We start from the raw sequence: 26,339 nt of genomic DNA on the forward strand, positions 1-26,339 counted from the left end.
GATTGATAGTAGATGCTGAGTGATAGCGCTGCTATGACTGTATTTTTTTCTAAAACCTCTCTTGTGTACTTTCAGCAAGTGATTTCACATTATTTTAAATTCAAACGCAAAGGATCTGTTGCTATATCGAATTGATATGGTTGGGTATTAGGCGTTTTTGATAAAAATAAGGAAACATGTTGTCATGTCCGACTATTCGCAATTGATTGATGAGCTGCTTAACACTGTGGCACTTATTGAAGTGACCCCCGATGTCTTTGAGGGTAAGAGCCATGACTATGTTGGCAGTCGTATTTTTGGGGGGCAAGTGCTCGCTCAAGCGATCATGGCTGCGGCTCATACGCTAGATAAAGACAAACCCTGCCATTCATTGCACGGGTATTTTTTGCGTGGTGGCGACATCAATCAGCCCGTTATTTATCAAGTGCGCCGTTTGCGTGACGGTCGTAGTCTGTCTGCACGGGAAGTGACGGCCATTCAATATAAAGAAATGCGCGGCAAGCCGCCGGTTGAGCAAGTCATATTTTCGATGATCGCGTCGTTTTCTCCGATGGAAGAGGGCCTCGAGTATCAAGAAGATATGCCCGTTTATCCGCCACCTGAAGATTTACTGGCAGAGCAGGATTTAAAAGAAGAGTACGTGGGTAAGGTGCCAGATGCGCTCAAAGCTCGCTTTATGCGTCGTCGTCATGTAGAGATTAAACCCGTTAAACCGCGTGACCCGATTCATCCTGAGCCGATGAAACCAAAACAAGCCAACTGGTTACGTATCCGCGAGCTTGGCAATCAGCCCGTGGCCATACAGCAAGCTCTGCTCGCGTTTTCGTCCGATTTTTATCTGGTGGGAACGGGGCTAATGTCTCATGGCGTCAGCTTTATGACCAGTGGTTTGCAAGCGGCCAGTATCGACCATTCGATGCACTTCCATCGTGATTTTGACCTAAACGGATGGATGTTGTACGACATGTGGAGTGATACGACCTCTAACGCTAAAGGCTTGAACCACGGGCAGTTTTGGCAGGATGGTAAGCTGGTGGCCACCGTACAACAAGAAGGTTTGATGCGTTTGCGTGTGCCAAAGTCTTAAAGTCCCATCTTAAAATTTAGGCTTATATTCTAGAACGCTCAATCATAAAAAAGCGCTATTTTTAAAAATAATTTTAAAAATAGCGCTTAGAGTTAAAGTCTTACTATCGGTTTTGAGTTTAACGTTCGATCAGTTTTTCCATGGCGCGAGGCAGACCCAAACTGTCTTGCGCTTTTTGTTCTGTTAACCATTGAAAGGTTATCTCAGCCGCTGACAATTTCTCACTCAACTCGGTCATTTGCGCTGCATTAACCGTTAGTTTTCGCGGGGTCAAATACCAGTGAAAATGCGTGAGCGAGTGCTTGATAGGTGCGCCCTCTAATAAAGTATGACTCACCGATTCTGCGACCAATTTATTTTCTGTCAGCCATTCATTGATGATTTGCTCAGCAGTGGTAAATTCTGTCTCGTAGACTTTTTCATTACTACGGACGTCTAACTGCTTATTCTTGCTAGCATTTTTCGTGTTACCCGTCACTTTACCCGCAATTTTTTCTACAAACTGTAGGGGTAAACTCCACAGTCCGCCCCAAATGCCATTATCAGGGCGCTGTACCCAGAGTATGTCGTGATCCGAGCTTTCAATCAGTAACGCATCACTAAACTTACTGGGCTTGGGCTGCTTCTTTGCTTTAACGGGATAGTCTGTTTCGCGCCCCTCGGCATGGGCCACGCAATCGCCCTTTAATGGACATAACAGACAAGCAGGCTTGCTACGAGTACATAACGTCGCGCCCATATCCATCATCGCTTGCGCAAATAATCCTGAGTCATCGACAGGTGTTAAACGCTCAGCCAATGCCCACAGCTCTTTGGTCGTGGCAGACTTGGTAATGTCACCATCAATCGCCGCCCAGCGCGTTAAGACACGTTTGACATTACCGTCACAGATAACGCCATAGCGGTGCAGCCCCATCGCCATGATTGCGCCAGCAGTGGATGGGCCAACGCCAGAAATGGCCTCCCAACCTGCTAGAGTCTGCGGAAAATCACCTGTCTCCTCGATGACTTCTACCAACTGCTTAGCCCCTTTATGCAAATTACGCGCACGCGCATAGTAACCAAGTCCTGCCCAGTGCTCAGCGACCAGATCCCAGTCAGCAGCAGCTAACTCCTGTACTGCCGGAAACGTCTCCATAAAACGCGCAAAGTAGGGGAGCACTGTGGTGACTTGCGTTTGCTGGAGCATGACTTCTGATAGCCAAACGATATAAGGATTTGGCGTATCGGTCTGATGCTGTTGCCACGGTAAATCGTGGCGACCGTTTTCGGCAAACCAATCGAGTAGGCGCGGGGCGAAGGAGTTGAGGGAATAGGTGGAGTGATTAAAAGTTGTGTCTAATGGAGTAGCGTTTGAATTGGCAGTTGGCTGGGTCATAGGCAGGTTTTTCATCAACAAAAATTAAAATAGATTGGGAAAGGAGAAAAGGTGAGCAATCATAATTGCCCACTAGTATATAAGGCTTAAGGGGCTATAAATAAAGAGGATAAAAGCTATTGACTACAATAGGTTATTACAATTAACGATAAACGTTATCTAAAGTTTGACCTGCTTTATTTTTCCATACCAACCAACCGTTAGCATTGCGTCCAGTAACGATCTGAGCTGCGCCACTCGGTGTCTTAAATAGATAATCTTCCTTGAGTTTATAAGACTTACTGTCATACTCAACTAAAAGATTACTAATTATCATCTCTTCTTGCTTACGAGTTCCCCATTTTCCTACTGAATTTATTTGCTTTTTACGTAGTAACGAACCTGCTAATACTACAAAGCCATCATCGTTATAATAGCCTTGTGCCTCGGCATCTATTGCTTTGCAATAAAACAATATAGGTTCAGAATGATGAGGGATTTTGTCAGTCTGTATTGCTACTTGATTAGCAGGAGCGGCAACAGTAGTCACATTATTAAAACGACTGATACTTAAAGACTCAAAAATAGGTTGCCCTAATGTGGATAACAAAACATCAAGGGTGTGAAAAAGTTCTTCACAGTCGGCTTTTAATGGTTCAGGAGTATGCGGTAGGTTGCCATTATTACCATTTTTTATTTCATAGCGACCAACTTCAACAGCTGTAGCGATTGCTTTATGTTCCATATATAAAGCATGAGTTTGAGTCATGGTATTATTGGTTGAGAGCATGACAAAAGCGCGCGTCCAAAAGTTTTTCTCACTGTGTTGATTAAGCCTTCTTTTTAAATCGCCAGTTTGGCCGATATAAAGTAACGGCTTATCTGTACTATCGCTATCACCGACTAAAAAATATAAACCAACTTGGTTAGCATCTGGCATCGCAAAAAAGTCATTAATATGGATGCGCGGAATTTCAATCAGACGTACTGTACGAGTTGTCATTTCAGCCAAACGTAATCCGCGAGGATTACCTTTTGGCAGATAGATTTGAATAGTCTTAGCAGATGGTATTGATGGATTCATAGTAGCCTGTATTGGTAATGAGTTTACTTCCGATTCTGCCGAGTACGCTTTTTGCGTAGACGCTTTTCTTCCTCGCGGGCTTTCTTTCTCTCTTCTGCGGCAAGGCGCTGCTCAGCAACCACAATTTCTTCCGCCTCAATCATGGCAGGTGTTTCAAGCGTAATACGACCAATTTTTGCGCTACGCAGCTCATTGATCAGAATCTCAGACATCCGGTAGGTATCGACTTGATTACCCGCGCGCACGCAGCCGCGATTGCGACCTGCCACTTCAAAAAACTCCCAATCGGTCTTGGGTAATTCGTCAATTTTATAGCGAGTTTTTAGCAGCTCAGGATACGCTTGCATTAGGTATTCAGCGGTATAGCTGGCAACATCAGCAAAGTCAAACGCGGTGTCACGGATACCGCCCGTTGCTGCCAAGCGATAGCCAGAGTTTTCGTTTTCAACCTTTGGCCACAGCATACCAGGTGTGTCATAGAGCATGATGTCATCATCAAGTTTGATCAGCTGCTGCGACTTAGTCACTGCTGGCTCATCCCCTGTTTTTGCGACAGCGCGCCCAGCCAATGTGTTAATCAACGTTGATTTGCCAACGTTTGGAATACCCATAATCATGGCTTTGATTTGGCGACCTGTGCCGACTTTGTTAGGTACAAGTTGTTTACAGATTGCGATAATACGTTTTACGTCATTGGCTTTATCGGTATCGCACGCAATCGCTTTGACACCATTTTGCTGCTCAAGATGATCCATCCATGCTTGGGTCAAGTCAGGATCAGCAAGATCGGCTTTGTTTAAGATCTTGATGACTGGTTTTTCGCCGCGTAATGCCGCGACCATCGGGTTTTCACTGCTATGAGGAATGCGCGCGTCAATCACTTCGATGACCACGTCCATCTGCGGCATGATTTCTTTGATTTCGTTGCGGGCTTTGTTCATGTGCCCGGGGAACCACTGAATACTTGCTCTCTTATCCATCTGCTTTTATAACCTTGTTATTCATAGAGTTTAGCGCTAAAGACAGATCATGCTCAATTTAGCTGTGTCTTTAGTCATGGGGTTCAGTTTACTACAGAACCAGCATGCTCACGGTACAATTTCACCCAACCATAGCGCAAGGTGACTCTTATGACTGATCAGCTGGCTCCTTATGGGCGGTTGGACAGGTATTAAATAGCCAATCATAGCGCTTGTTATCAAGTGATCCTGTGCCATACATCTTAAGACAGCTGTTTATTTATTGGCTTATTTTGTCAGCGATCATTGAGGCAAAAAATCATCGATAAAATCGCTACCCAAAAGAAAAGGGCAGCTTCATATTTAAGCTGCCCTTGTACCGCGTTTACACTAGAGCTGTAGACAAAGATGTCTTAGCGATCTTTTTTATTACTGCTTAAATGCTTATGCCAAGTTGGTCTTCATAAACTCCAGCATATTCTCCCAGCTTTGGTTGGCAGCCGCTTCATTGTAACCCAGATCCACCTCATTTTTGGCGGCGCGCTCATCAGCATGGGGGTTGGTAAAGCCGTGTTTTGCATTGTCATAAACATCAATCGTGTAGTCCACATCAGCAGCATCCAGCTCTTTTTTGAGGCCTTCAATCGCATCCATCGATACCATCGAATCGTCGCGACCATGAGCCACCAATACTTTTGCTTTAAAGTTTTTGTCCGCTGGCTGTTTGGCTGATGGGTTACCATGGAAAGTTGCGACTGCTTTTAAAGGCATACCTTCGCGTGCCATGTCGAGTACGACTTTACCGCCAAAGCAATAGCCGATTGCGCCTAGGTTATCGCCGTCGACCGCCAATTGATCACTAAAATCATTGAGAATTAAACGGCAACGTGCCATTAGCGCATCTTGATCGGCAAGTACTTGCTCCATCCACATATTTGCCATCGCCGCATCGGTGGTCAGCTTGCCTTCACCGTAAACATCCATAGCAACGGCGGCATAGCCTGCTTCTGCTAAGCGTTCCACGACTGATTTTGGATGATCAACCACCCCCCACCATTCTGGAGCGACTAAAATACCTGGCGCTGGGTTTTCATCTGATGCACTTTCTGGCAGCGCCACGTAGCTGATCAGCTCGATGTCATTATCAGTGGTACTGATTAATTCAAAAGTCTTAATTGACATATTATTGTCCTTTTTTATGTTATGAGTTTTATTTGTCTGTATGTAGGGCTTGTCGTTTTTCTTACTTTTACTACCTTAACGCCCATGTTAAGCAAAAACAGCTATAATACTGTAACGCTCTTTATCAAAATGCTACTGCCACTTTATGACTATCAATTTGTTTAATAAACATGCTGTTAACTCGGCTTCTGATTCAGGCTCTGACTTAGACCATCACTCAACTGTTAAGTCGGGGCATTCTGCGACTTTGTTTCCTGAATCCGCCGTGGCTGAGCCATTACGCCCACAGTTCTGGACACGCTTTGCATTGGCAGAGCTAAATCATAGTGAATGGGAAGCGCTGTGCGATGGCTGCGGTAGTTGCTGCTTAATCAAATACATCGACAATGATGACGATGAAGAGTTGGTCGAATATACCGATGTGACCTGTCAGCTGATGGATTGTGCGACTGGCTACTGTCAGCATTACGCGACGCGTCAAGAGCACGTACCGGACTGTATACAGTTGACCATGGAGAATTTGCCAAACATGATGTGGCTACCCTCGCACTGTGCCTATAAGCGTTTGTATGAAGGCCAAAACCTACCGAGTTGGCATCTACTGTTGACTGGCGATGTGGTGGCCACCCAGCAGCAAATGCGCGCTGCTAATATTGGGGTGGCTGGACGCTGTGTCTCTGAGATAGGCATGTCTGATGAAGAGATGGAGGAGCGTGTGGTCAATTGGGTAAAACCTTAGCTCGCTTAACGCTCACTTTTTTCAGTCTGTTAGTTAGCAGCTTGAGCCGCAGATTTGGCCTCGGCCTCGGCGAGTGCTTGCGAGTCAGCAAGCGGCGGAATAGGAATGTCTCGACGAATCTGCTGAGAAAAATCGCGACTATGAGTACCAGATTCTGTACTGAGTTGATGGTTAAAACCACGCACTTTTGGATTGATATGAGTACGCTCATACCACGTATCCATCGACCACCGCTGACCGTCCTTATTTGGATTGGCGTCAAGCATACCCACATCATATAGATAGTTTGGCAGCCAGCCCGACACCCAAATGCGATAATCCCATGGCAAACGCTCGCCACTGACGATACGCGCCATGTAAAAGATGATATTGGTACAGTTACTGAGCAGCGTATTGTACCAAGCAGGCTTGGCGTTTAGTTCATCAGCAGCCGTCAAATAAGAGTCAAACAGGGCTCTAACCTCGTGCTGCTGCAGATGACTAATGGGGAACAGATAAACCTGCTCACCGCGTGCGTTACTGCGAGTGTAGATAATATCTCGCTCTTCTGCCGCGATGAGGCTAAGCTCATAACGCCGAAAGAATCCAGCGAGTGCGGAGAAAGACTCGTGCTCTTCTTTACGAATCTCAAACGAGAAGGCAAGAGGCCTATCGTTTTCAAAGCGAAAACTGACCAAGGTATGAGCAATCAGTGGTCCCATCCAATACGAGTTGGTCACATCGACACCCGATAATTTGGACAAATCAACCGTGCGCGTCTCCCAGCGTTCGGTCGCGTCCTTGTCGGTATGCCAATCAAAATTACGGACATGGGTCAGCGTAATCAAATCAGGATTGGTCGCATCACGCTCATAGGAAACCTGCCGGTCGACCTCAGCCATCCAGTCGCGCTCTTGCTTGGGCTCGATAGAAAAAAACCAGCCAAGGCCAGCGACCCAAACCGCCGCATATAAGCCGGTCAGCCATCTAAACCGAGTACTTTTTTTGTTAGAGGTGCGGCTGTTAGGAGGGTTGGCAGGACTAGTCTGTGAAACAGAGTCATTAACCGTCTTATGTTTGAAGGGTTTTTTTTCGAAAAGCTGAGGCAAATAGTGAACCGCAAACATTGCCGACAACAACCCTACAATCGTTATGATTGCCAGCCAAGTGATTGGGCTGGATAAGCCAAAGTGATACCACAGTGCCATCACTAACCAGATAGCAGACAATAGTAGTACCAGTGCAATGAAAAATTGCACAATATAACGTCGCCACTGCCGTTGCTGTCGTGGGTGGCTGCCATACGTTTCTTGTCTTTCTACGTCATGACTGCTTAAGCCGTTATCTGAACGATGGCCATTTGAGTGAGACGAAAGCAGACGAGAAAAAAAAGAACGGAGTGACATAGACATAGTTTTGATAAATGAAGGCTTTGACCATAGCAAAGTTTCCAACACACTGACAGTACAATTTGAGTGAATTTGTCGTTGAATGTCGATGATCCTTACGATAAAGTGAAGCTAAATTACACTGGTCTATTTGTTATATAATCATAAAAGCGCTGTTTTATTTGCTACTTTTATCCCCATCTACGTTGTATCTGCTGTTTACTTGTTATTTTAATTGCCACTAACTAAAGAGGTTAAATCACACAACCATGTCTGACGACACTCCCAGCCCGAGTAGTTGGTCGATGCGCGGCTTAAAACGCTGGCTATCGACCGCCCCCGAAACCCGTGATGAACTGATTCGTTTGGTACAAGACTCGCGCCAGTTCTTAGAGCCTGATACGGTTGATATGTTAGAAGGCGTGCTGGATCTGCCTGCGACGCAAGTTCGCGAAATCATGACGCCGCGACCGCAAGTGGTTGGCTTGCACGAAAGTACAAGCATTGCCGAAGTGATGGATGTTATTCTTGAAACCACCCACTCGCGCTATCCTGTCTTTGACAGCCAAGATGATGACGCCGTCATTGGTATCTTGTTGGCAAAAGACTTGATTCCTATCCTCGTCCATATGGTGCGCAATCAAGAAGAAAAAATTGATAGTACACGTCTAAGAGATTTGGTACGTCAGCCGCTGTACATCAGTGAAACTGCTCGTTCTGATACGTTGCTACGCTCATTGCAGCGCACGCAAGTACATATGGCAATCGTCGTCGATGAGTTTGGTAACTTTGGCGGTGTGGTCACGATGGAGGACTTGTTAGAGGAAATCGTCGGTGACATCGTCGATGAGCATGATGACTTTGATGAAGACAGTGATATCAACAATATCATTGCCGATCCTGAAAAGCCAAATACCTGGCGGGTGCAAGCCTCTACGGTGATTGAGGACTGTAATGATGAGCTTGGTAGCCACTTTGATGATACCGATGTCGATACGATGGGCGGTCTGGTCATGCAGGCGCTTGGCTATGTGGGTGATCTTGAAGGGGAGAGCGTGTTGATAGATGATTGGAAAATCACCATCACTGATGTAGAAGGGCGCTTTATCCAAAACTTAGAGCTGACCAAAACGAATGCTGAGTCGCAAATCCTGATAGGCAGTCATTAGTTCATCGATATGGGCTTCACAACGGATTAATACGTTTAAAAAACACGATTGCGGTCGTGTTTTTTTGTGTTTGTAATTGGGCTTTTGCTACGCAATTTTACCCAAGGGTAAGGTTAGGCTGGTATCATGGTCGGGTTTGATTTTTAGATACTGTATAAAACATGATACGGTCAGTTTTGGCTTGGGTTTTGCCTAAAGGCTAGAGCTTTACAATTTTGGGAAATATGGTTTTGGATACCTGCTATGCGTCTGTCTACTGTTGATTTACAAAAACGTCTAAATCCCGTTAAGCCCAAGGGCTTGCCTATGATGCTGACGATATTAATTGCTTGGCTGGCAGGGGCGATGTTTATATTGGCACTCGCGCCTTATGGGGTTTGGCCACTTGCTCTGGTATCGCCTGCTATTTTATACGCATTATTGCTGCCTGAGATGAGTGGCAAGCGTGCCTTTTTTATTGGCCAATCTTATGGCACAGGGCTGTGGTGTGTTGGTGCGTTTTGGCTATATACCTCTATTCACGTTTATGGTGATACGCCCGTGTGGCTTGCGCTGATCATGATCGCGCTCATGGGGCTTGGTATGGGGCTCTTCCACGGCTTTTTGGCGTTGATTTTTAATCGTATGGTCGGCAAGCAGCCGTTGTCTTTTGCCGCCTTGTGGATACTACAAGAATGGATGAAAACGTGGCTATTCACGGGTTTTCCATGGTTGTTCGTCGGGTACGCCTTTACGGAGCAGTATTGGTTGTCCTCACTTGCCCCTGTGGCTGGTGTCTTTGCCGTCTCTTTCGTTGCTGTATTAGTGGCAGCCAGTGTGGTCGAGCTGCTACGTCGCCGCGGTGGTTACCTGATTCCGTCGCTGGCTTTGTTGGTCATTAGTAGTGCTTTATGGCTGGTTAATCCGCAATGGACGAAACCTAAAGGCACCCCAGATTTGTCCGTGTCTCTCATCCAAGGTAACATTCCGCAAGATTTAAAATGGCTGACTGAGTATCAAATAGAAACGCTGAAAATCTACGCCACCTTAACCAGTACCGAATGGGGGCGCGATATTATCCTGTGGCCTGAGTCATCGATTCCGATGTTTCAGACGGAAGCGGTTGGTTTTATCAGTGAAATGGTCAAAATGGCCAAAGAAACTGACACCACGTGGGTGACAGGTATCCCTTATAAAGATGAAGCGGCGTTTGATGCCAGTACCGACAAATACCCGCCGTTTTATAACAGTGTGGTTGCCTTGGGCGCACAAGCAGAAGGACTGTATAAAAAGCAGCGTTTAGTACCGTTCGGGGAGTATATACCGTTTGAAGGTTTGCTAGATATTTTGCCAAACTTGGCCGGTAGCCAAGATATCATGAGCTATAGTCGAGGAGGTGACGGGCAGTCGCCGCTGCGTGTACGAGGTCATAATTTAGGGGCGGCTGTGTGTTATGAAGTCGCTTATCCAGACACCACGCGTAAAAATGCCATCGATACGGATTTTTTATTGACCATCTCAAACGATGCTTGGTTTGGCACGTCAGCTGGTCCATTACAGCACTTACAGATGGTACAAATGCGCGCGCTTGAAAATGGTCGCTGGTTTATGCGCGCGACCAATACAGGTGTGACCGCCATTATTGACCATAAAGGCCGTATCGTTGAGCGAGCGCCGCAGTTTGAGCGTACTGTATTACGCGGCGATGTACAGGCGCGGGTTGGTAACACCCCTTTTATGCGTTTTGGTAATTATCCTATGTTGTTTATCATGACGCTGTTACTCATTTTGAGCTATTTTGGCAAACGTGCGGCGAAACCAGTACGTGTGAGCCCGCAGACAAAATAAGTAAGCAGCTTTTATCATAGAAATTTTTGTCTCAGCAACTTTTATCATAAAGAACGATGGTAAAAATTGTCGATAATAAATCCTTTAAATACTTAAGGGTTTTAACAAATCGGTATAAATTGCGATATAATAGATCAATATTTCAAATATTTTGTGCAAGGTGGATAAGGTATGTCAGAAGGTATCGTCAATAACAATCCAAAAAAAGAGCTGTTATATTCTCTAGGTGGCATTGCCTTGTTTTTAGGTATTGTCTTACTTATTGGTGTTTCTGGGTTTTTGCGTCCAGCAGGCGAACACATTACGGCCGAGCCTACCGAAGCATCGGCTGCAGCTGATGAAGCAGAAGCGATTGCTGCTGAAGATGCCGCGCCAGCTGAGACCGCGACAGTGGCTGCAGAAGCAGATACTGACACCGCCGCTCCCAATACGGCTGCAGATGCAACCGTGACACCAACGATCGCGGCAGACAGTGCAGTGGTTGCCGCAGAAGCTGGTACGGCCACGGCCTCTGGTACCGTAAGCCAAGCTGCCGTTGCAGATGCGGATTTAACCGCTGAGCAAGCCGATGGTGATTTAGATGCGGGCGACGTAGCCACTGCGCAATAGATTTACCAGATTATTGTTTTGTTATATAAGTATAGAAAAGCTCAGGATATCAGTGGCAGCGCAAGGCACACTGACGCTCAAAGCTTGAGGGTGGCAGCACTACCGTTATGTTAGTGTGATCGTCCCTACTAAAAAATAAAAGCTCGCTCTCACATGAGAGCGAGCTTTTTTGTGAGTATTTGTGTAATTATTAGCCAACTTTTTCTTTACTTGATTATAACCAAATGAAACAATAATGCGCCTATATGACCGCTTAACGAAATAATTAGAGGTTTGGTCATGACTACAGTGGTCTTTAAAGGAATAAAGTTATGAGTACAGAAACAAAATCAGGGGCTAGTGCTGCTGAACTAGAAGCACTAGATAATGGTTTTATGGGACATCCCAAGCCATTACGCTCGCTATTTTTTACCGAGATGTGGGAGCGGTTTTCTTATTATAGTATTCGTCCGCTATTGGTACTCTTTATGGTAGCGACAGTTGGCAGCGGTGGTTTTGGCTTCGATGAGGTCACCGCGTCAGCTATTTATGGTATTTTCGCTGGTTCATTATATTTGGCAGCCGTGCCGGGCGGTTGGTTGGCAGATAACTGGCTCGGTCAAGAGCGCGCATTGTGGTGGGGGAGTATTGTCATTGCCCTTGGTCACTTGTGTATTGCACTCTCGGCCATGTTTGGTATGACGCTGTTTTTCGTCGGTTTGATATGTATTGTTTTAGGCTCAGGTTTATTTAAAACCTGTATCTCGGTGATGGTCGGCGCTCTTTATACTAAAGGGGACGTGCGCCGTGATGGCGGCTTTACCTTGTTTTACATGGGTATCAATATTGGTGCGCTATTGGCCGCGCTTATCGTCGGGGTGTTTAAAGAACAAGGCATGTGGCACGTAGGTTTTGGTGTCGGTGGTCTTGGTATGCTGGTATCCTTATTGGTCTATCGTTTTGCTGCACAAAAGAACTTAACGCGCTATGCGCGAGCCAAAGGTATTACCGCTGAGTGGGAGCGCTCTAATGATCGCTATAAAAACATAGGGCTTTGGGTCGCAGGTTTTGTTGGGCTGCTCGTGGCAGTCGTGCTGCTAGTCTCAACTGGTACGATAGCGTTCAACCCTGAAATGGTTGCGGAGTACATGACCTATATCATCGCAGCCGTGGTCATATCGTACTTTGCTATTATGTTTATTTCACCGCGCCTAGATAAAACAGACAAACTGCGTCTACTGATTTGCTTTATCTTAATCATTGGCTCGACGCTATTTTGGTCAAGTTTTGAGCAGCAGCCAACGTCGTTTAACTTGTTTGCTGATCGTTATACGGACCTTAATGTTTTAGGTTTTGAGATACCAAGTATTTGGTTCCAGTCATTGAACCCTTTGTTTATTTTGTTACTAGCGCCTATCGTTAGTATTATCTGGGTCAAGCTTGGTAACCGAGGACTTGAGCCGAGCAGTATGGCGAAATTCGCGCTTGGTATGCTGCTTGCAGCAGCCGGCTTTACGCTGATGATTTTTGCGTCAAAAAGCATCTTGAATAGCGATGGTGGCTTGGCTTCACCGCTGTGGTTAGTAGGTAGTTTGTTGCTGCTGACGCTTGGTGAGTTGGCGCTTAGTCCTGTTGGCCTGTCGTCGATGACTAAACTTGCACCAAAAGGCATGCAGGGCCAGATGATGGGGCTTTTCTTTGCCTCTATCGCTATGGGTAACTTGGTTGCAGCTTTCTTTGGTGGTCATGTTTCAGCCGATAAAATCGAAGGCTTACCAACGCTGTTTACGACTATGACCATCTTTTTGGTGGTGACGGCGGTCGTGTTATTGGCATTAGCCAAACCTATCAATAATATGCTGAAAAAAAGTGAGCATGCAGATCAAGTCAGTTAACGAATAGAGTTTTTAGTCAGTCGTTGACAATGCAACCTGCATAAGGCAATGACGAATGATGAGACGTGTTACCATCACTGGTAACACGTTTTATTGTTTTACTTGGTGAGCGTTTTCTTTCAGGCTATTGAAAGCCTAGGTTTTGCCCAAACCTCTAATGAGGTCTGTGGTCAGAATATCAGTCCTAACTGATTGGGCTATTTTTACTGACTACTTATTAATGCTTATTTATTAACGCTTATTTTCGAATGTTCATTGTCTATATTTAATGTTACCGCTCGAATAAGACGACTAACCATAGTCGCCTCACAATCCTATTTTTCTAAAATCAATATCAATAAGGACACACTCCATGAATAAACAAATCATCCATGAACGTATCGAGAGCTTGCGTCAGATTCTGACCGCACAAGACCTAACGGCGATTATCGTGCCGTCTGCCGATCCACATTTGTCTGAGTACTTACCAGAGTATTGGCAGGCACGTCTTTGGTTGTCAGGGTTTACAGGTTCAGTGGGTACGCTTGTGGTAACAGCGGACTTTGCGGGTCTGTGGACGGACAGCCGTTATTGGGTACATGCCGCTGACCAGCTAGAGGGTACGGGTATCAGTTTGGAGAAGCTTGCCCCCGGTCAGCCAAATCATATCGACTGGCTCGCGACTCACTTACAAGAAGGTGATAGTGTGGCAGTGGACGGCAATGTGCTGTCTATCGCTGAGCAAGATCGTCTGTTAAATGCTTTTGATGCAAATGACATTACTTTAATCACTGAGCGTGATGTACTGACAGACATGTGGACGGAGCGCCCAGCGTTGCCAGCCGCCAAACTGTATGCACACGATGAGCAGTTTGTGGCGCAGTCTGCCACATCAAAACTTGCCGCGGTGCGCGATGGTATGGCAGATGCAGAAGCGACGCATCACTTGCTTTCGAGCTTAGATGACATCGCTTGGCTCACCAATCTACGCGGCGCCGATGTTGATTATAATCCGGTGTTTTTGGCACATATGCTCATTAGCGCAGACAGTGCGACATTGTTTGTGGATACCAATAAAGTCCGCGCTGAGATTGCCAAAGGTTTGCAAGAGAGCGGTATCACCCTTGCCGCTTATGAGTCTGTGCAAGAGGCGTTAGGGACATTGACGCCAGAAGACTTATTGTTATTAGACCCAAATAAAGTGGCGGTAGGTACACTATCGAAAATGGCAGATGATGTGGGCTTTATTGAGCAGATGGCACCAAGCACTTTGCTTAAGTCGGTTAAGTCTGACGCTGACATCGATCATGTCCGTGAGGCCATGCGTCAAGATGGGGCGGCTCTATGTGAGTTTTTTGCCACGTTTGAGCAACGTCTGAATGCGGGTGAGCGTCTAAGTGAGCTGGATGTTGATAGTATGCTCATCGAGGTACGCAGTCAGCAACCACACTATGTGTCGCCAAGTTTTCCAACCATCGCAGGTTTTAATGAAAATGGTGCCTTGCCACATTACCGCGCGACGCCAGAAAAATTTAGCTATCTTGACGTGAGTGAAGGCGAAGGCGGATTATTGCTGATTGACTCCGGTGCCCAATATCAAAACGGCACCACTGACATCACTCGTGTGGTCGGTATCGGTCAAGTGAACGCAGCGCACAAACGTGACTTTACCACGGTGTTAAAGGCTCACATTGCTTTAGCTCGTGCCCATTTCCCTGATGGTATCTTATCACCGTTAATCGATGCGATTTGTCGAGCGCCATTATGGCAAGCCCAAATGGATTATGGTCATGGTACGGGCCACGGCGTTGGCTATTTCTTAAACGTACATGAAGGCCCACAAGTCATTGCTTATAGTGCCAGTACGCCAAAAGAGCGCGCCATGAAAGCAGGTATGATTTCAAGCAATGAGCCAGGTTTATACCGTGAAGGCAAGTGGGGCATTCGTATCGAAAACTTGGTCATCAATACGCCAGTGGCCAATCCTACTGAGACAGAGTTTGGTGATTTCTTACACTTTGAAACCATCACTTACTGTCCAATTGACACGCGTTTGATTGAGCCCTCATTACTCGATCAAGTAGAGATTGATTGGCTAAACGACTATCATAGCCAAGTTTATGCAGAGCTAAAAGATCGCGTTGATGGCGCGGCGCTTGAGTGGTTAACCGAGCGTACCAAAGCGATCTAAGACAGCGTGACGCTCTGTTAATTGAGCATAAAAAAGCCCCGTTCATTGATGGATGGGGCTTTTTGGTATTTATTTTAGAGTTTCTAGAGTTTTGATCGTTTTTTAGAGGGGTCTGTGATATTAACAACGCGCTAATAACTAGTGTGCGTTTTTCTTAGCGACTTCTTCGTTAGAGACTGACGCACCTTGTTCATCTAAGTGTTGAGTCAATTCCGCCCGTAGCCAAGACTTTAGGTTCTCAGACATCAGCATCATCTGCTCACTGAGATAGTCATCAATCTGCCCTTCTAGCTCGCGGATTAGTTCTTGATGGGCGGTGCTCAATGTCGTGTCTTTTATGGCTAAGCTGATCGCTGCACTGGCTGTATCATGAATAGCTTTGAGGTGGTTATCGCTGGTATCATTGTCATGGTTGATAGCGCTATCGTTAACAGCGTCAGCATGTTCGCTAATGGTTTTGGGGTTAGCGCTATTTTTAGCAAATGTACTTTTGCTGGTGTCCGAATCGTTACTCTCAGCCGTTACTTTTACTTTATCGGCCTCATTTGCATCAACGTCTGCTGCTGATGCATTATGATTGTCCTTATTCGTTACTAGCGGCGCGCTTTTTTTAGCTTCTTTTTGTGCGGCTTCTGCTGTGTCACGTTGTTTGGTGTCTTCTTTTAGTTTGTCTGCTTCTTTTTGCTTGGCCTCTTCTGTCGCCTGTCTTTTTTGTTCTTCTTCTAATCGTTGTTTTTCGGCAGCAGCACGTTCTTGGTTTTGTTTATCAGTGATGGCTTTAGCAATCGCTTGCTCGGCCTCGTGGTTGTCATAGAGCTCATCGACATGAGCATCTAAGTCATGCGTGTTAAAAACGAAGCTTTCAAAAGACGTCTCATTTTGTAGTAGGGTGGTGATGTCTTTTAGCTCTTGAGTGATGGCGGCGCGAATAGGTTCAGGCGCACACGTCCAGCGCTGATAAAACTGGTGGGAAAACGAGTAGCTTGACATGGTATCTTCCATAAATGTTCCAAAAATTACCCCTTATCATACGCAAGTACGATAAGGGGCTGCAAGTGGACAAACGTAGCAAATCTGACACCAACGTTACAACGGCACGCGCTGCAAATATTATAGGTTAGTGATTGACAGGCCAACGGGCAAATATCAATGAGCCATTGGTACCACCAAAGCCGAAGCTATTGGAGACAGCGTATTGCAAATTATCAACTTTACGCGCGTGGTGAGCCACATAGTCGAGGTTACAGTTGTCCTCAACATTATCCAAATTAATGGTTGGTGGTACTTGCTGATGCTGTAGGGCAAGTACCGTAAATATGGCTTCAATACCACCAGCGGCACCAAGTAAGTGTCCCGTCATTGATTTGGTTGAGCTGACCAATATGCTGTCTTTCACTGGCGCAAATACCGTTTCAATGGCTATCGATTCGGCGACATCGCCTGCAGGGGTACTGGTACCATGGGCATTGACATAACCAACCGCAGAGGGATCAATACCAGCGTCATTTAACGCATTGCGCATGGCTCGAGCCGCGCCGCTCCCATCTTCTGGCGGTGCAGTAATGTGGCTGGCATCATCACTCATACCAAATCCGACCAGTTCTGCCAGTATCGTCGCACCGCGCGCTTTGGCATGGGCGAGACTCTCTAACACCACCACCCCCGCACCATCACCAAGTACAAAACCGTCGCGGTCTTTGTCAAAAGGACGTGACGCTTTGGTTGGCTCATCGTTGCGGGTTGAGAGGGCATGCATGGCCCCAAAACCCGCCATGCCAAGTGGGCTTGAGCCTTTTTCACTACCACCAGCCAGCATGACATCAGCATCACCGTAGGCAATCAAACGGGCAGCCAAACCCATAGCGTGGGTGGCGGTGGTACAGGCAGTCGATGTGGCGAGATTGGGGCCTTTTAAAGCGTGTTTAATGGCTACCAAGCCCGCGGCCATGTTGACAATAGAGCCTGGAATGATAAAAGGCGAGACCTTTGTAGCGCCTTTTTCACGCAGGGTGTCGCGACTGTTTTCAATGGTCTGAATACCACCAATACCTGATCCTAAGATGATACCAAAACGTTCTTGATCGGCATCGGGCACAGGGGCGTCAGCAGCACTCACTTCATCGATAAATCCAGCATTTTTTAACGCCATGGCAGAAGCCGCAATACCATAATGTATGAAATCATCATAGCGGCGAGCATCTTTGGCATTCATGTATTGCTTGGCGTCGAAGTCTTTGACGACACCTGCAATTTGAGCACGATAGTCTGTCGCATCAAAATGCGTAATCGGCGCGATACCGCTGTCGCCATTCAGTAGGCTGGTCCATGAGCTATCAACGTCTAGGCCAAGTGGTGTGATAGCGCCCATCCCTGTCACCACAACTCGCATATCATCAGGGCGCTCGTAGTGTGGTGGCTTATGACGCGTGTTATGCGCAGGGGCTGCGCCAGTAGGATTGGTAGCTTGCGCGTTAGGTGAACTGCTGTGTTGGCTCATGCGATATATCCTGTACTGATGGTCCTAAGAGGATGATGTTTTTCTTTTACTATTATAGGTAAGGCGACAACGTACACTATTTATAGCGTTATCCCAGTATCTTGGCAACCATTATAAAACACATTAGTTTACGCATGTAAACTTAAATTAACTGGTCAGGCAAAACAAACTTGCCCCAATACCACGCCTTTATTTGCCCCAGTAACCGCTGGCAAGTTACCTGTGCCACCCATCAGTGTTTGCCGTGCTAGCCAAGCAAATGCGACCGCTTCCACCCATGTTGGCTCAAGGCCTAGACTTGCCGTGGTTTCTACTGTGCAGTGCGGCAGGTGCGCTTGCAAACGCTTGATTAGGTAGTGATTAAGCGCACCGCCACCGCACACATAGACGGCACCAGATGCTTCTCCATCTTTATTTAAAAATGGTTTGATTTGTGCGCTCGCACTGACGGCGGTGAGCTCGGTCAAAGTGGCTTGCACGTCCGCTGACGAGTAGCGTACATACACAGACGCTTGATCGAATTTTTGTAGCTCATTTTGTAACCATGTTAGGTTAAAGTCTTCACGGCCCGTGCTTTTAGGATAAGGACGATCAAAAAATGGATGTTCTAAAAGTTGATTAAGCAGCGGCTCGACGACTTGTCCTGACTGTGCCCATGTGCCGCCGTCATCATAATCTTTATCGGTGTGCAATGCTGTCCACGCGTCTAATAACAAATTGGCAGGGCCGGTGTCATAACCAACCACACTCTTTGACGGATGATTGCTTGCTGTGTCACTAGCAGTCGAGGGCAGCACCGTTATATTGGCAATACCGCCCAAATTTAACAACACCCGAGTGCTATTAGGGGTGGCAAAGAGTGCTTGATGAAAAGCGGGTACCAATGGCGCACCTTGGCCACCGACCGCCATATCACGGCGGCGAAAATCACTGACGACACTGATACCAGTACGTTCAGCGATAATATTGGCATCGACCAATTGCAAGCTAAAGCCCATCTGCGGACGATGGCGGACGGTTTGCCCATGACAGCCAATCGCTAAAACGGCCTCTACCTCTGTACCTGCTTGCTGCAACAAGGCATTGACCACGTCGCTGGCAAATTCAGCGTACTCACGACTTGCCCAGCCGAACCAGTCCAGCTCGCTGCTTGGTTCATCCGCTGCTGGTGTTAATTGATTTACACCATTGGGCTGGCAGAGCGCCAATAATACTTCACGCAGTCGTGGCGGGAAGTCTTGGCTATATGTCGCCAGCAACCGCATGGGTTGCTCGGTATCTTTTTCGTGACTCATGTCATTATTAAACTGACAGAGCACGGCATCCATCCCATCTAAGCTCGTCCCTGACATCATACCGATATACAAGCCCTCATCGAAGTTTTCAAACACGGTTTGTTCGAGTGCTTCGCTCAGGTTGGCGTAATTTAAGTCTTCAACATCGTCTGGATGATTGTCTAACGCCCTATTTAAACTTAAATCTGTGTGAGTATTATGAGGGGTATCAGCAATCGATGCAGGGTTGGTCATGGCAATTTACCTTAAAAAACGCTAGTATATCTGCCAAATTCTAACATTTTTTGACGGCTGCGAGATTTTAAATAGCCCACGTGCTTTTACCCTTCGATAAAGACAATAAAGAGATCATCATGACCACTCAAACCTACACCCTAGAAGAACAGCTTGCTCTTATCCAGCGCGGGACGCAAGAAATCCTATCTGAAGAAGATTTAGTCGCCAAGCTTAAACTAAATCGTCCGTTGCGTATTAAAGCAGGTTTTGATCCCACAGCCCCTGACTTGCATTTAGGACACACGGTTTTGATTAATAAGCTCAAGCACTTTCAAGATTTGGGTCATGAGATTTATTTTTTAATTGGCGATTATACCGCCAAGATTGGCGATCCTTCTGGTAAGAACAGCACGCGTCCGCCATTGACCAACGAGCAAATCAAGGCCAATGCGGCCACCTATGCCGAGCAAGTGTTTAAAATCTTGGATAAAGACAAAACCCGTGTGGTCTTTAACTCTGAGTGGTTTAACGACATGACCGCAGCCGACATGATTCAGTTGGCCAGTCAGCAAACGGTGTCGCGGATGCTTGAGCGTGATGATTTTTCTAAACGCTATGCCTCGCAAACGCCGATCTCTATCCATGAGTTTCTCTACCCCCTGGTGCAAGGCTATGATTCTATCGCTCTAAAAGCCGATGTTGAGCTTGGCGGTACAGACCAAACCTTTAATCTGTTAATGGGACGTACCCTGCAAGGACGTTACGGCCAAGAGTCACAAGTTTGTATCACCGTGCCTATTTTAGAGGGATTGGACGGCGTGAATAAAATGTCTAAATCACTCGGCAACTATGTCGCCATTTACGATGCGCCGGGCACAATGTACCAAAAGATTCTGTCAATGCCAGATACTTTGATCCGTCGTTACTTTGAGTTTTTAAGTTTTAAACCCATGGAAGACGTCGAAAGTCTCATGAGCGAGATGGAAGAGGGGCGCAATCCTCAAGAAATCAAACGTATTTTGGCCGAAGAGTTAATCGAGCGCTTCCATGATGCTGACGCGGCTGCCAACGCCCACAAATCAGCCGGTAATGTGCTTGCCGATGGTGAGCTGCCAGTGGATTTACCAGAAGTGACATTAACCTTAGATGAAGCTCAAAGTGAGTTATTTATTACCCAGATATTAAACCAAGCTGGTTTGGCTAAGAATAGTGCTGCGGCAAAAGATATGTTAAAGCGCAATGCGGTAAAAGTCGATGGCGAAGAGGTCAATGCTGGCTTTAGCTTAAGCTCAGGTCAGACGGTTGTGATTCAAGCAGGCAAAAAGGCGTATGCAAAAGTGACAGTAGGTTAATATAGTATTTAATATACAGAACAAAAAGGAGGTCGGCATGAATCGCCGACCTTACTTATAGGCTATTTGAAAACATGCAAAATTAGAGTGGAATAATGACCAAACCAACCGTAATCCCAGGCATTTACCGCCACTATAAAGGCAGCCTATATCAAGTGCTGCACACCGCGCAGCATTCAGAGACCGAAGAAACATTGGTTGTTTATCGTTGTCTATACGGAGAGTATGGCGTTTGGGTCAGACCGCTTGCGATGTTTACTGAAACGGTATCGGTAGAGGGTAAAGAGATACCACGATTTGAATTGATTCAAGCGTTGGCGAATTAAGTTTAAACGTTTTCTTAACTATTTTGATAGCACATGAAACAAATAAAAAGCGACTTTTGGAGTCGCTTTTTTATTCAGATTCAAAACTACTCTCGCAAAAACGCTTTTAATATCTTATAAAAGCCAATTGGCTCATCCACTGGCACAGCATGACCTGAGCGCGGCAATATAACTTCGCGAGCATTGGGAAGCATCCGTGTGATTTTTTGCTGCCATATGGGGTCATATAGTTTGGAGCGACCACCGATAAGATTGACCACTGGAATAGTCACGTCTTCTATAGCGGGCCGAAAATCATAGGGTAGCGCCAAATAGGCTTGTAGGCAGCACATCTTATGTTGCCACGTGCTGTGGTCATAAAATACCAACTTGTGATCTTGTTGATGGGTCAATATGTGCACGATGGCCTTTGAGCGCGGACGGTTTACTGACAATAGGGAAAACGAACGCTCGACATCTGTGACGCGCCGTTTGAGAGTAAAAGGCAAGTGCGTAAAGCTATCGAGCTTAGCATACGGCAGTGTCAGATCTACCACCTCATGAAAGACCTCAAACCTCTCTTGTTGCTGCTTTCCAAACAGTCCACCTTGCCAGTCCAATTGATTATGAATAGCAGGGCTCTGATCGATATTCAAATAGCGACTGACTCGTGACAAGCCAAAACGCTCAAAATACGCCCACATCACGAGCGCACCCATTGAGATAGCAGCGACTGGTAGTGACTCTATGTGGCAAGTCACGCAAATTTGCTCAATTACGGTGTTAATATCATCGGCATACTGACGCACAAAATCAAACTGATGAAGCTCGATATCTTTTGCCGCTCCGAACCCTCGCAAGTGCGGTAGATAAAACGCATATTTACCAGTGAGCGGCAAAATAAACGGCAAAAACTCACGCGCATCCATCCCATACGCATGTAGCATCATGACGGGTTTGCCATTGCCAATGACCGTTACTGGCAGCAGTGTACCATCCGCCAGTGCGACCTTTAGCGTCTGTAATTGATAGTGAGCCGGTAGAGAAAGAAGGTTTGTTTTCATAGAGTGGCACAGTCAGTTCAGGATAAAAAGGGCAGGTCTATAAGTCATTTTTGCTGGTGTTGCTGCACAGTGCATCAGTTACATACTTTGTTCTTATCAAACGCTCTTAGCTTCCACACTCAAATAAAAGACTGTTATATTAAGACAATCGTGATGACCATATGACCATAGCATAAAATCTGTCTAACGGTAAAAATTGCCACTGTGATGTGTGATGTGTGATGTGTGATGTGTGATGTGTGATGTGTGATGTGTGATGTGTGATGTGTGATGTGTGATGTGTGATGAGTATTCCATTTGTCGGCCAATAAGGATATCAGCGTATGAGTAAGACGATATTACCGCTGCTCGATAGCAGTCTTTATCCACAATTTTGGCAGCAGCAGACGTTTACGAATCCACAAACCCTCTTAACCGCAATGCTTACAGCAGATATTACCCCAGATGCCCACGCCTTTACCCAGCAGTTGCTAGCCAATGACACGTATCAAGAATGGATTAATAGCACCATATTTGGACGTTATCTTCATCGCAACTTTACGGCGTTTTATCAGCAAGCAGAAGACAGCTTTAATAGTGATATGCCTGCATTATTTCGCCAAGAGTTAATGCGTCACGCGCAGTATTTGCCGCTAGAGCAGACGTTGTTTTTTGCAGGTAATTTACCCAAAAGCGTTCGGCAAACCAAGGTTTTAACCACCACCGTCAACCCTGCCACTGCCGTAATAAATGCGCAGAAAACAGCTGAAAAAGCAACAATGAGTCATTCAAGGACTATTGTCAATCAGGTAAGAATTGTCGGCAAACAAGTCTTAGGATTTCCAATCCGCCACAACAAACGCACTAGCGAGCGCCTACGTAATGAAGTACTGATTTTAGACTTTCAGGATTTGCGTTTGGTCAATGAGCTAAACATTGAAGGCATAAAAAAAAGCAATATAGATCACTCTATATTGCTTCGGTCTTACGATTTACGTTGATCAGACAAAGTGAGACAGTCGGTTCGATTTAAAAACGCTAAGGGATTGCTGGGATGAAGGGTTCGCAGCCTGTGTTTACAACGGCTGTCTGCAACAGCCAGAAAGCAAGAACAATTGATACCAGCAGAACGCTTGTGTTGCCTCACGCTTTTATTTTTAACGATTATAGACAATATTAGAATCTAAGAGTCTTGTTTGGCAATCGTCAAACCATTGTAGGTTTGCGCCACTGGCATCACCTCCAAACGGTTGACATTAATGTGGGCAGGCGACTCAATCAGCCACAATAAAATATCGCCGATATCGTCACCTGTCATGGTTTTAAAACCATCATACACCTGTGCGGCTTTATCATCATCGCCATGATAGCGCACGTTGGAAAACTCCGTACCAGCGACATTGCCTGGCTCAAGATTGGTCACGCGTACTTGTGTACCAAGCAGATCTGCGCGCAAGTTTAAGCTAAATTGCTTTACAAAGGCTTTGGTTGCACCGTAGACGTTACCGCCATAGTAAGGCCAGCTACCCGCAATCGAACCAACATTAATAATATAGCCACTGTCACGTGCCACCATCGCTGGCAAGACGGCATGGGTCAGTGCCATCAAACCTTTAACGTTGGTATCCGTCATGCGCATCCAGTCATCAAGATTGGCTTTATGGGCCGGCTCTGTACCAAGTGCCAGCCCTGCATTATTGACCAACACATCAATTTGCTTAAAGCCGTCAGGCAAGTCAGCAATGATTGATGGGAGGGAGGCTGTGTCACTAACGTCCATGACCACAGGTAAAAACGCCTCGCCTAAGGTGTCAGCCAACTCGTTAAGTTTGTCTAAGCGCCGGGCACAGCCAATGACGTGATGACCATTTGCGACCAAACGCTCAGCCAGTGCTTTGCCAAAACCGGCGCTTGCTCCTGTAATCAGTACGTTCATTACCTCTCCTTATCATTGATGCTATGTGCTTCTACCATGAGATTTTGGCGACTGCTCGACTTATCTTATCTTATCTGAGTCACACGTGGCCATTAACGTTGCGGCTTTAGCCTAAAAGGCCTAGCGTTATCTGTTTGATAACTGTTTACCAAAGATTTTATCACCCGCATCACCAAGACCTGGAATGATATACCCGTGCTCATCTAAATGACTGTCTAGCGCGGCGGTATAAATGGTCACGTCAGGATGCGCTTCATTCACCAAACGTACGCCTTCAGGGGCAGCAACTAACACCAAGGCTTTAATGTTAGTACAACCATTTTTCTTGAGCATCTCGATGGTCGCAACCATGGAGCCGCCCGTTGCGAGCATTGGGTCGATGATAAGGGCTGGACGTTTGTCCATGTGGCTCACAAACTTTTCAAAGAAAGGCACGGGCTGCAGTGTTTCTTCGTCACGTTGTAGACCCACGACAGAGATTTTTGCGGTAGGGATCAAATCAAGCACCCCGTCAAGCATGCCAATACCTGCACGTAAAATCGGTACGATGGTCGCTGTTTTCCCGATAATTTGCTCCCCAGTGATTTCACCACACCAGCCTTGCATTGGGAAGGTTTCAATTTCAAAATCACGGCTCGCTTCATACGCCATCAAGCGGGCAAGCTCTTTGGTCAACGTCCGAAATTTATAAGTACTACAATCTTTTTCGCGCATTAGGCTGAGTTTATGACGGACTAGTGGATGATCGATTACCGTAATTTTTAAACCGTTGTTTAAGTCACTCATAAGAACTCTCTTGATTTTTGGGCTGACGCTTGCGCAGTTACTGCGGTTGCTATTAGTATAAAAGATACAAACACTTACTGCACTTTAACCTTATATTAAGCACATAAATAGTAAGATGAACGCTGTAATATCAAGCTCGCTAAATACATCGAATGCTTTTGCAACGGTATTTTTTCACGAAATTATCATGTTAGCGTACATAACCGTTATGAAAGCCACGGCGATTTAGACGAAATAAAGCATTATTTTCTGAACTAGGCCGACCACGTTTTAAGCGGACTATGTTTTACTATATAGCGCTATTTAAAGTGAAGTAGTATTTAGGCCTGCTATGATAACAAAAAAACCACTTTTCTGATGAAGAATATCATGACTACACGACCAGACACTGACCAAAACAAGGCAAGTCAGGCAGATAACCCCCTAATATTGTCCGAAACAAGAGCCGCCGCAGTAGAGACTCATCCGTTTGCGCCGGTGCTGCCACCAAATGCCACCGTAATGATGATGGGTACGTTTCCACCAACTGCTGATAAGTGGGCGATGTCTTTTCATTATCCTAACTTTTATAATGATATGTGGCGTATCTATGGGCGCGTGTTTTTTGACGATGCTGACTATTTTAGAGTAGGCGATGAGAAGCGTTTTGACCCTGACCGTATTCGTAATTTTATGTTTGAACGTGGCATCGCCTCGTGTCCTACTGTCAAGCAAGCCATTCGGGAGACGGGTAATGCCTCTGATAAAAACTTAACCGTCGTAACGACGGTAGATTTGGACAACATCTTGCCGCAAGTACCAAAGGTAAATACATTATTTACCACAGGTGGTAAAGCGACTGAAGTGTTGCTCGGACTATTAGATGAGCCAATTGCCAAATCAAAGCATCCCAAGACCAACCAAAGTATGGATTATCCTTATCAATGGCAAAATGCAGACAATAGCCAAACAGCCGACGTTAACGATTTAACTTTGTATAGGTTGCCGTCTACTTCACGCGCTTATCCCTTAGCGTTAGACAAAAAAGTCGCGGCCTATAAAGACTTCTTTAAAAAGATAGGTAAGCTATAAGGTAATGATTGTAGGATTTACTGCTTTAGAACCTCTTATATAGCTAGAAAGCGTCTATAAAAAGTCCCTAGCGTGAAGAGAAAAGTGACGTTAATCGAAGTAAACACTCAGTAAGCACCCGCTCTCATAAATAGTTAGCATTCTTTTTCACACTTAACTTATTGAAATGGCGTTAGTATTTGGCGTCTATCAAACTGATTTGATAAACTCTCAGAATAACCCCTTGACCCCACATTAAAACCACGTATAATGCCACCCAGTCGGAAGGGAGCTGCATTAAGAAACATAGATCACATTTATGGGAGATAAAGCAGCTAGTCTAGATTTAACCCAACTCTTCATAGCAAGAAAAAAAGTTAAAACTAAATAAAAAATACTTCTTGACTTGATAAAAAAAGCGTCTATAATACGCAC

Annotated in this window: 22 protein-coding genes; 11 read left to right on the top strand and 11 right to left on the bottom strand. The window is 45.9% G+C overall.

Annotated features, from left to right (window positions below):
• Positions 1–184 precede the first annotated feature (184 nt).
• Positions 185–1,087 carry an acyl-CoA thioesterase gene (locus tag JFC06_RS06890; protein ID WP_193005526.1) on the top strand — a complete coding sequence of 301 codons (903 nt, stop codon included), beginning with the start codon at positions 185–187 and terminating at the stop codon, positions 1,085–1,087.
• Positions 1,088–1,205: 118 nt separating this feature from the next.
• Here the strand turns inward: JFC06_RS06890 and mutY are convergent, their stop codons facing one another.
• The 4 genes from mutY to JFC06_RS06910 form a co-directional block, all read right to left on the bottom strand.
• Positions 1,206–2,465, bottom strand: coding sequence for an A/G-specific adenine glycosylase (gene mutY, locus JFC06_RS06895; protein WP_198334449.1), 1,260 nt, complete (start codon positions 2,463–2,465; stop codon positions 1,206–1,208).
• Positions 2,466–2,607: 142 nt separating this feature from the next.
• Complete coding sequence (locus tag JFC06_RS06900; RefSeq protein ID WP_198334450.1) at positions 2,608–3,528, bottom strand: GIY-YIG nuclease family protein; 921 nt, start codon at positions 3,526–3,528, stop codon at positions 2,608–2,610.
• A 23-nt stretch (positions 3,529–3,551) separates the two neighbouring features.
• The gene (ylqF, locus tag JFC06_RS06905; protein ID WP_198334451.1) at positions 3,552–4,508 is read right to left on the bottom strand and encodes a ribosome biogenesis GTPase YlqF; all 957 of its coding nucleotides are present in this window, start codon (positions 4,506–4,508) and stop codon (positions 3,552–3,554) included.
• A gap of 423 nt (positions 4,509–4,931) precedes the next feature.
• Complete coding sequence (locus tag JFC06_RS06910) at positions 4,932–5,669, bottom strand: dienelactone hydrolase family protein (protein WP_198334452.1); 738 nt, start codon at positions 5,667–5,669, stop codon at positions 4,932–4,934.
• A 145-nt stretch (positions 5,670–5,814) separates the two neighbouring features.
• On the opposite strand from JFC06_RS06910, the gene JFC06_RS06915 reads away from it, so the two are divergent.
• Positions 5,815–6,408 (top strand): YcgN family cysteine cluster protein, encoded by a 594-nt coding sequence (locus JFC06_RS06915; protein WP_198334453.1) that lies wholly within the window; start codon positions 5,815–5,817, stop codon positions 6,406–6,408.
• A 29-nt stretch (positions 6,409–6,437) separates the two neighbouring features.
• Here JFC06_RS06915 and JFC06_RS06920 read toward each other — a convergent pair whose 3' ends face one another.
• Positions 6,438–7,793, bottom strand: coding sequence for an Lnb N-terminal periplasmic domain-containing protein (locus tag JFC06_RS06920; protein ID WP_198334454.1), 1,356 nt, complete (start codon positions 7,791–7,793; stop codon positions 6,438–6,440).
• A 251-nt stretch (positions 7,794–8,044) separates the two neighbouring features.
• On the opposite strand from JFC06_RS06920, the gene JFC06_RS06925 reads away from it, so the two are divergent.
• From JFC06_RS06925 to JFC06_RS06945, 5 genes are all read left to right on the top strand, one after another.
• Positions 8,045–8,944 carry a CBS domain-containing protein gene (locus JFC06_RS06925; RefSeq protein ID WP_198334455.1) on the top strand — a complete coding sequence of 300 codons (900 nt, stop codon included), beginning with the start codon at positions 8,045–8,047 and terminating at the stop codon, positions 8,942–8,944.
• A gap of 243 nt (positions 8,945–9,187) precedes the next feature.
• Positions 9,188–10,771, top strand: coding sequence for an apolipoprotein N-acyltransferase (gene lnt / locus JFC06_RS06930; RefSeq protein ID WP_198334456.1), 1,584 nt, complete (start codon positions 9,188–9,190; stop codon positions 10,769–10,771).
• A gap of 171 nt (positions 10,772–10,942) precedes the next feature.
• Positions 10,943–11,380 (top strand): hypothetical protein, encoded by a 438-nt coding sequence (locus JFC06_RS06935; protein WP_198334457.1) that lies wholly within the window; start codon positions 10,943–10,945, stop codon positions 11,378–11,380.
• A 311-nt stretch (positions 11,381–11,691) separates the two neighbouring features.
• Positions 11,692–13,254 (top strand): peptide MFS transporter, encoded by a 1,563-nt coding sequence (locus JFC06_RS06940; RefSeq protein ID WP_198334458.1) that lies wholly within the window; start codon positions 11,692–11,694, stop codon positions 13,252–13,254.
• 352 nt (positions 13,255–13,606) lie between these two features.
• Positions 13,607–15,424: an aminopeptidase P family protein gene (locus JFC06_RS06945; RefSeq protein ID WP_198334459.1), complete on the top strand. Its 1,818-nt coding sequence runs from the start codon at positions 13,607–13,609 to the stop codon at positions 15,422–15,424.
• A 138-nt stretch (positions 15,425–15,562) separates the two neighbouring features.
• Here the strand turns inward: JFC06_RS06945 and JFC06_RS06950 are convergent, their stop codons facing one another.
• The 3 genes from JFC06_RS06950 to JFC06_RS06960 form a co-directional block, all read right to left on the bottom strand.
• Positions 15,563–16,426, bottom strand: coding sequence for a hypothetical protein (locus tag JFC06_RS06950; RefSeq protein WP_198334460.1), 864 nt, complete (start codon positions 16,424–16,426; stop codon positions 15,563–15,565).
• A gap of 115 nt (positions 16,427–16,541) precedes the next feature.
• The gene (gene fabF / locus JFC06_RS06955; protein WP_198334461.1) at positions 16,542–17,921 is read right to left on the bottom strand and encodes a beta-ketoacyl-ACP synthase II; all 1,380 of its coding nucleotides are present in this window, start codon (positions 17,919–17,921) and stop codon (positions 16,542–16,544) included.
• Between the two features lie 155 nt (positions 17,922–18,076).
• Positions 18,077–19,450 (bottom strand): anhydro-N-acetylmuramic acid kinase, encoded by a 1,374-nt coding sequence (locus JFC06_RS06960; RefSeq protein ID WP_198334462.1) that lies wholly within the window; start codon positions 19,448–19,450, stop codon positions 18,077–18,079.
• Between the two features lie 119 nt (positions 19,451–19,569).
• On the opposite strand from JFC06_RS06960, the gene tyrS reads away from it, so the two are divergent.
• Together tyrS and JFC06_RS06970 are read left to right on the top strand one after the other, a co-directional pair.
• Positions 19,570–20,784: a tyrosine--tRNA ligase gene (gene tyrS, locus JFC06_RS06965; protein WP_198334463.1), complete on the top strand. Its 1,215-nt coding sequence runs from the start codon at positions 19,570–19,572 to the stop codon at positions 20,782–20,784.
• Between the two features lie 95 nt (positions 20,785–20,879).
• The gene (locus JFC06_RS06970; protein WP_198334464.1) at positions 20,880–21,110 is read left to right on the top strand and encodes a DUF1653 domain-containing protein; all 231 of its coding nucleotides are present in this window, start codon (positions 20,880–20,882) and stop codon (positions 21,108–21,110) included.
• A gap of 86 nt (positions 21,111–21,196) precedes the next feature.
• Here JFC06_RS06970 and JFC06_RS06975 read toward each other — a convergent pair whose 3' ends face one another.
• On the bottom strand, positions 21,197–22,153 hold the full coding sequence (locus JFC06_RS06975) for an alpha/beta fold hydrolase (RefSeq protein ID WP_198334465.1): 957 nt from the start codon (positions 22,151–22,153) through the stop codon (positions 21,197–21,199).
• Positions 22,154–22,476: 323 nt separating this feature from the next.
• On the opposite strand from JFC06_RS06975, the gene JFC06_RS06980 reads away from it, so the two are divergent.
• Entirely contained in the window at positions 22,477–23,133 is a 657-nt protein-coding gene (locus JFC06_RS06980; RefSeq protein ID WP_198334466.1) for a hypothetical protein, read from the top strand.
• Between the two features lie 182 nt (positions 23,134–23,315).
• Here JFC06_RS06980 and JFC06_RS06985 read toward each other — a convergent pair whose 3' ends face one another.
• Both JFC06_RS06985 and upp read right to left on the bottom strand, forming a co-directional pair.
• The gene (locus JFC06_RS06985) at positions 23,316–24,068 is read right to left on the bottom strand and encodes an SDR family NAD(P)-dependent oxidoreductase (RefSeq protein WP_198334467.1); all 753 of its coding nucleotides are present in this window, start codon (positions 24,066–24,068) and stop codon (positions 23,316–23,318) included.
• A 126-nt stretch (positions 24,069–24,194) separates the two neighbouring features.
• On the bottom strand, positions 24,195–24,854 hold the full coding sequence (gene upp / locus JFC06_RS06990; RefSeq protein WP_114701744.1) for a uracil phosphoribosyltransferase: 660 nt from the start codon (positions 24,852–24,854) through the stop codon (positions 24,195–24,197).
• Positions 24,855–25,223: 369 nt separating this feature from the next.
• Between upp and JFC06_RS06995 the strand changes: the two genes are divergently transcribed.
• The gene (locus JFC06_RS06995; protein WP_227670102.1) at positions 25,224–25,925 is read left to right on the top strand and encodes a DNA glycosylase; all 702 of its coding nucleotides are present in this window, start codon (positions 25,224–25,226) and stop codon (positions 25,923–25,925) included.
• Positions 25,926–26,339 lie beyond the last annotated feature (414 nt).

Origin of the sequence: Psychrobacter namhaensis, assembly GCF_016107545.1 — a bacterium.
Classification (GTDB): Bacteria; Pseudomonadota; Gammaproteobacteria; order Pseudomonadales; family Moraxellaceae; genus Psychrobacter; species Psychrobacter namhaensis.

Coding starts and splice junctions, on each gene's coding strand:
- JFC06_RS06985 (WP_198334467.1), bottom strand. CDS start 24,068: ATGAACGTACTGATTACAGGAGCAAGCGCCGGTTTTGGCAAAGCACTG.
- JFC06_RS06950 (WP_198334460.1), bottom strand. CDS start 16,426: ATGGAAGATACCATGTCAAGCTACTCGTTTTCCCACCAGTTTTATCAG.
- JFC06_RS06940 (WP_198334458.1), top strand. CDS start 11,692: ATGAGTACAGAAACAAAATCAGGGGCTAGTGCTGCTGAACTAGAAGCA.
- JFC06_RS06925 (WP_198334455.1), top strand. CDS start 8,045: ATGTCTGACGACACTCCCAGCCCGAGTAGTTGGTCGATGCGCGGCTTA.
- JFC06_RS06970 (WP_198334464.1), top strand. CDS start 20,880: ATGACCAAACCAACCGTAATCCCAGGCATTTACCGCCACTATAAAGGC.
- JFC06_RS06980 (WP_198334466.1), top strand. CDS start 22,477: ATGAGTAAGACGATATTACCGCTGCTCGATAGCAGTCTTTATCCACAA.
- JFC06_RS06910 (WP_198334452.1), bottom strand. CDS start 5,669: ATGTCAATTAAGACTTTTGAATTAATCAGTACCACTGATAATGACATC.
- fabF (WP_198334461.1), bottom strand. CDS start 17,921: ATGAGCCAACACAGCAGTTCACCTAACGCGCAAGCTACCAATCCTACT.
- ylqF (WP_198334451.1), bottom strand. CDS start 4,508: ATGGATAAGAGAGCAAGTATTCAGTGGTTCCCCGGGCACATGAACAAA.
- JFC06_RS06915 (WP_198334453.1), top strand. CDS start 5,815: ATGACTATCAATTTGTTTAATAAACATGCTGTTAACTCGGCTTCTGAT.
- JFC06_RS06900 (WP_198334450.1), bottom strand. CDS start 3,528: ATGAATCCATCAATACCATCTGCTAAGACTATTCAAATCTATCTGCCA.
- upp (WP_114701744.1), bottom strand. CDS start 24,854: ATGAGTGACTTAAACAACGGTTTAAAAATTACGGTAATCGATCATCCA.
- JFC06_RS06890 (WP_193005526.1), top strand. CDS start 185: ATGTCCGACTATTCGCAATTGATTGATGAGCTGCTTAACACTGTGGCA.
- lnt (WP_198334456.1), top strand. CDS start 9,188: ATGCGTCTGTCTACTGTTGATTTACAAAAACGTCTAAATCCCGTTAAG.
- JFC06_RS06995 (WP_227670102.1), top strand. CDS start 25,224: ATGACTACACGACCAGACACTGACCAAAACAAGGCAAGTCAGGCAGAT.
- JFC06_RS06945 (WP_198334459.1), top strand. CDS start 13,607: ATGAATAAACAAATCATCCATGAACGTATCGAGAGCTTGCGTCAGATT.
- JFC06_RS06960 (WP_198334462.1), bottom strand. CDS start 19,450: ATGACCAACCCTGCATCGATTGCTGATACCCCTCATAATACTCACACA.
- JFC06_RS06975 (WP_198334465.1), bottom strand. CDS start 22,153: ATGAAAACAAACCTTCTTTCTCTACCGGCTCACTATCAATTACAGACG.
- mutY (WP_198334449.1), bottom strand. CDS start 2,465: ATGACCCAGCCAACTGCCAATTCAAACGCTACTCCATTAGACACAACT.
- JFC06_RS06935 (WP_198334457.1), top strand. CDS start 10,943: ATGTCAGAAGGTATCGTCAATAACAATCCAAAAAAAGAGCTGTTATAT.
- tyrS (WP_198334463.1), top strand. CDS start 19,570: ATGACCACTCAAACCTACACCCTAGAAGAACAGCTTGCTCTTATCCAG.
- JFC06_RS06920 (WP_198334454.1), bottom strand. CDS start 7,793: ATGTCACTCCGTTCTTTTTTTTCTCGTCTGCTTTCGTCTCACTCAAAT.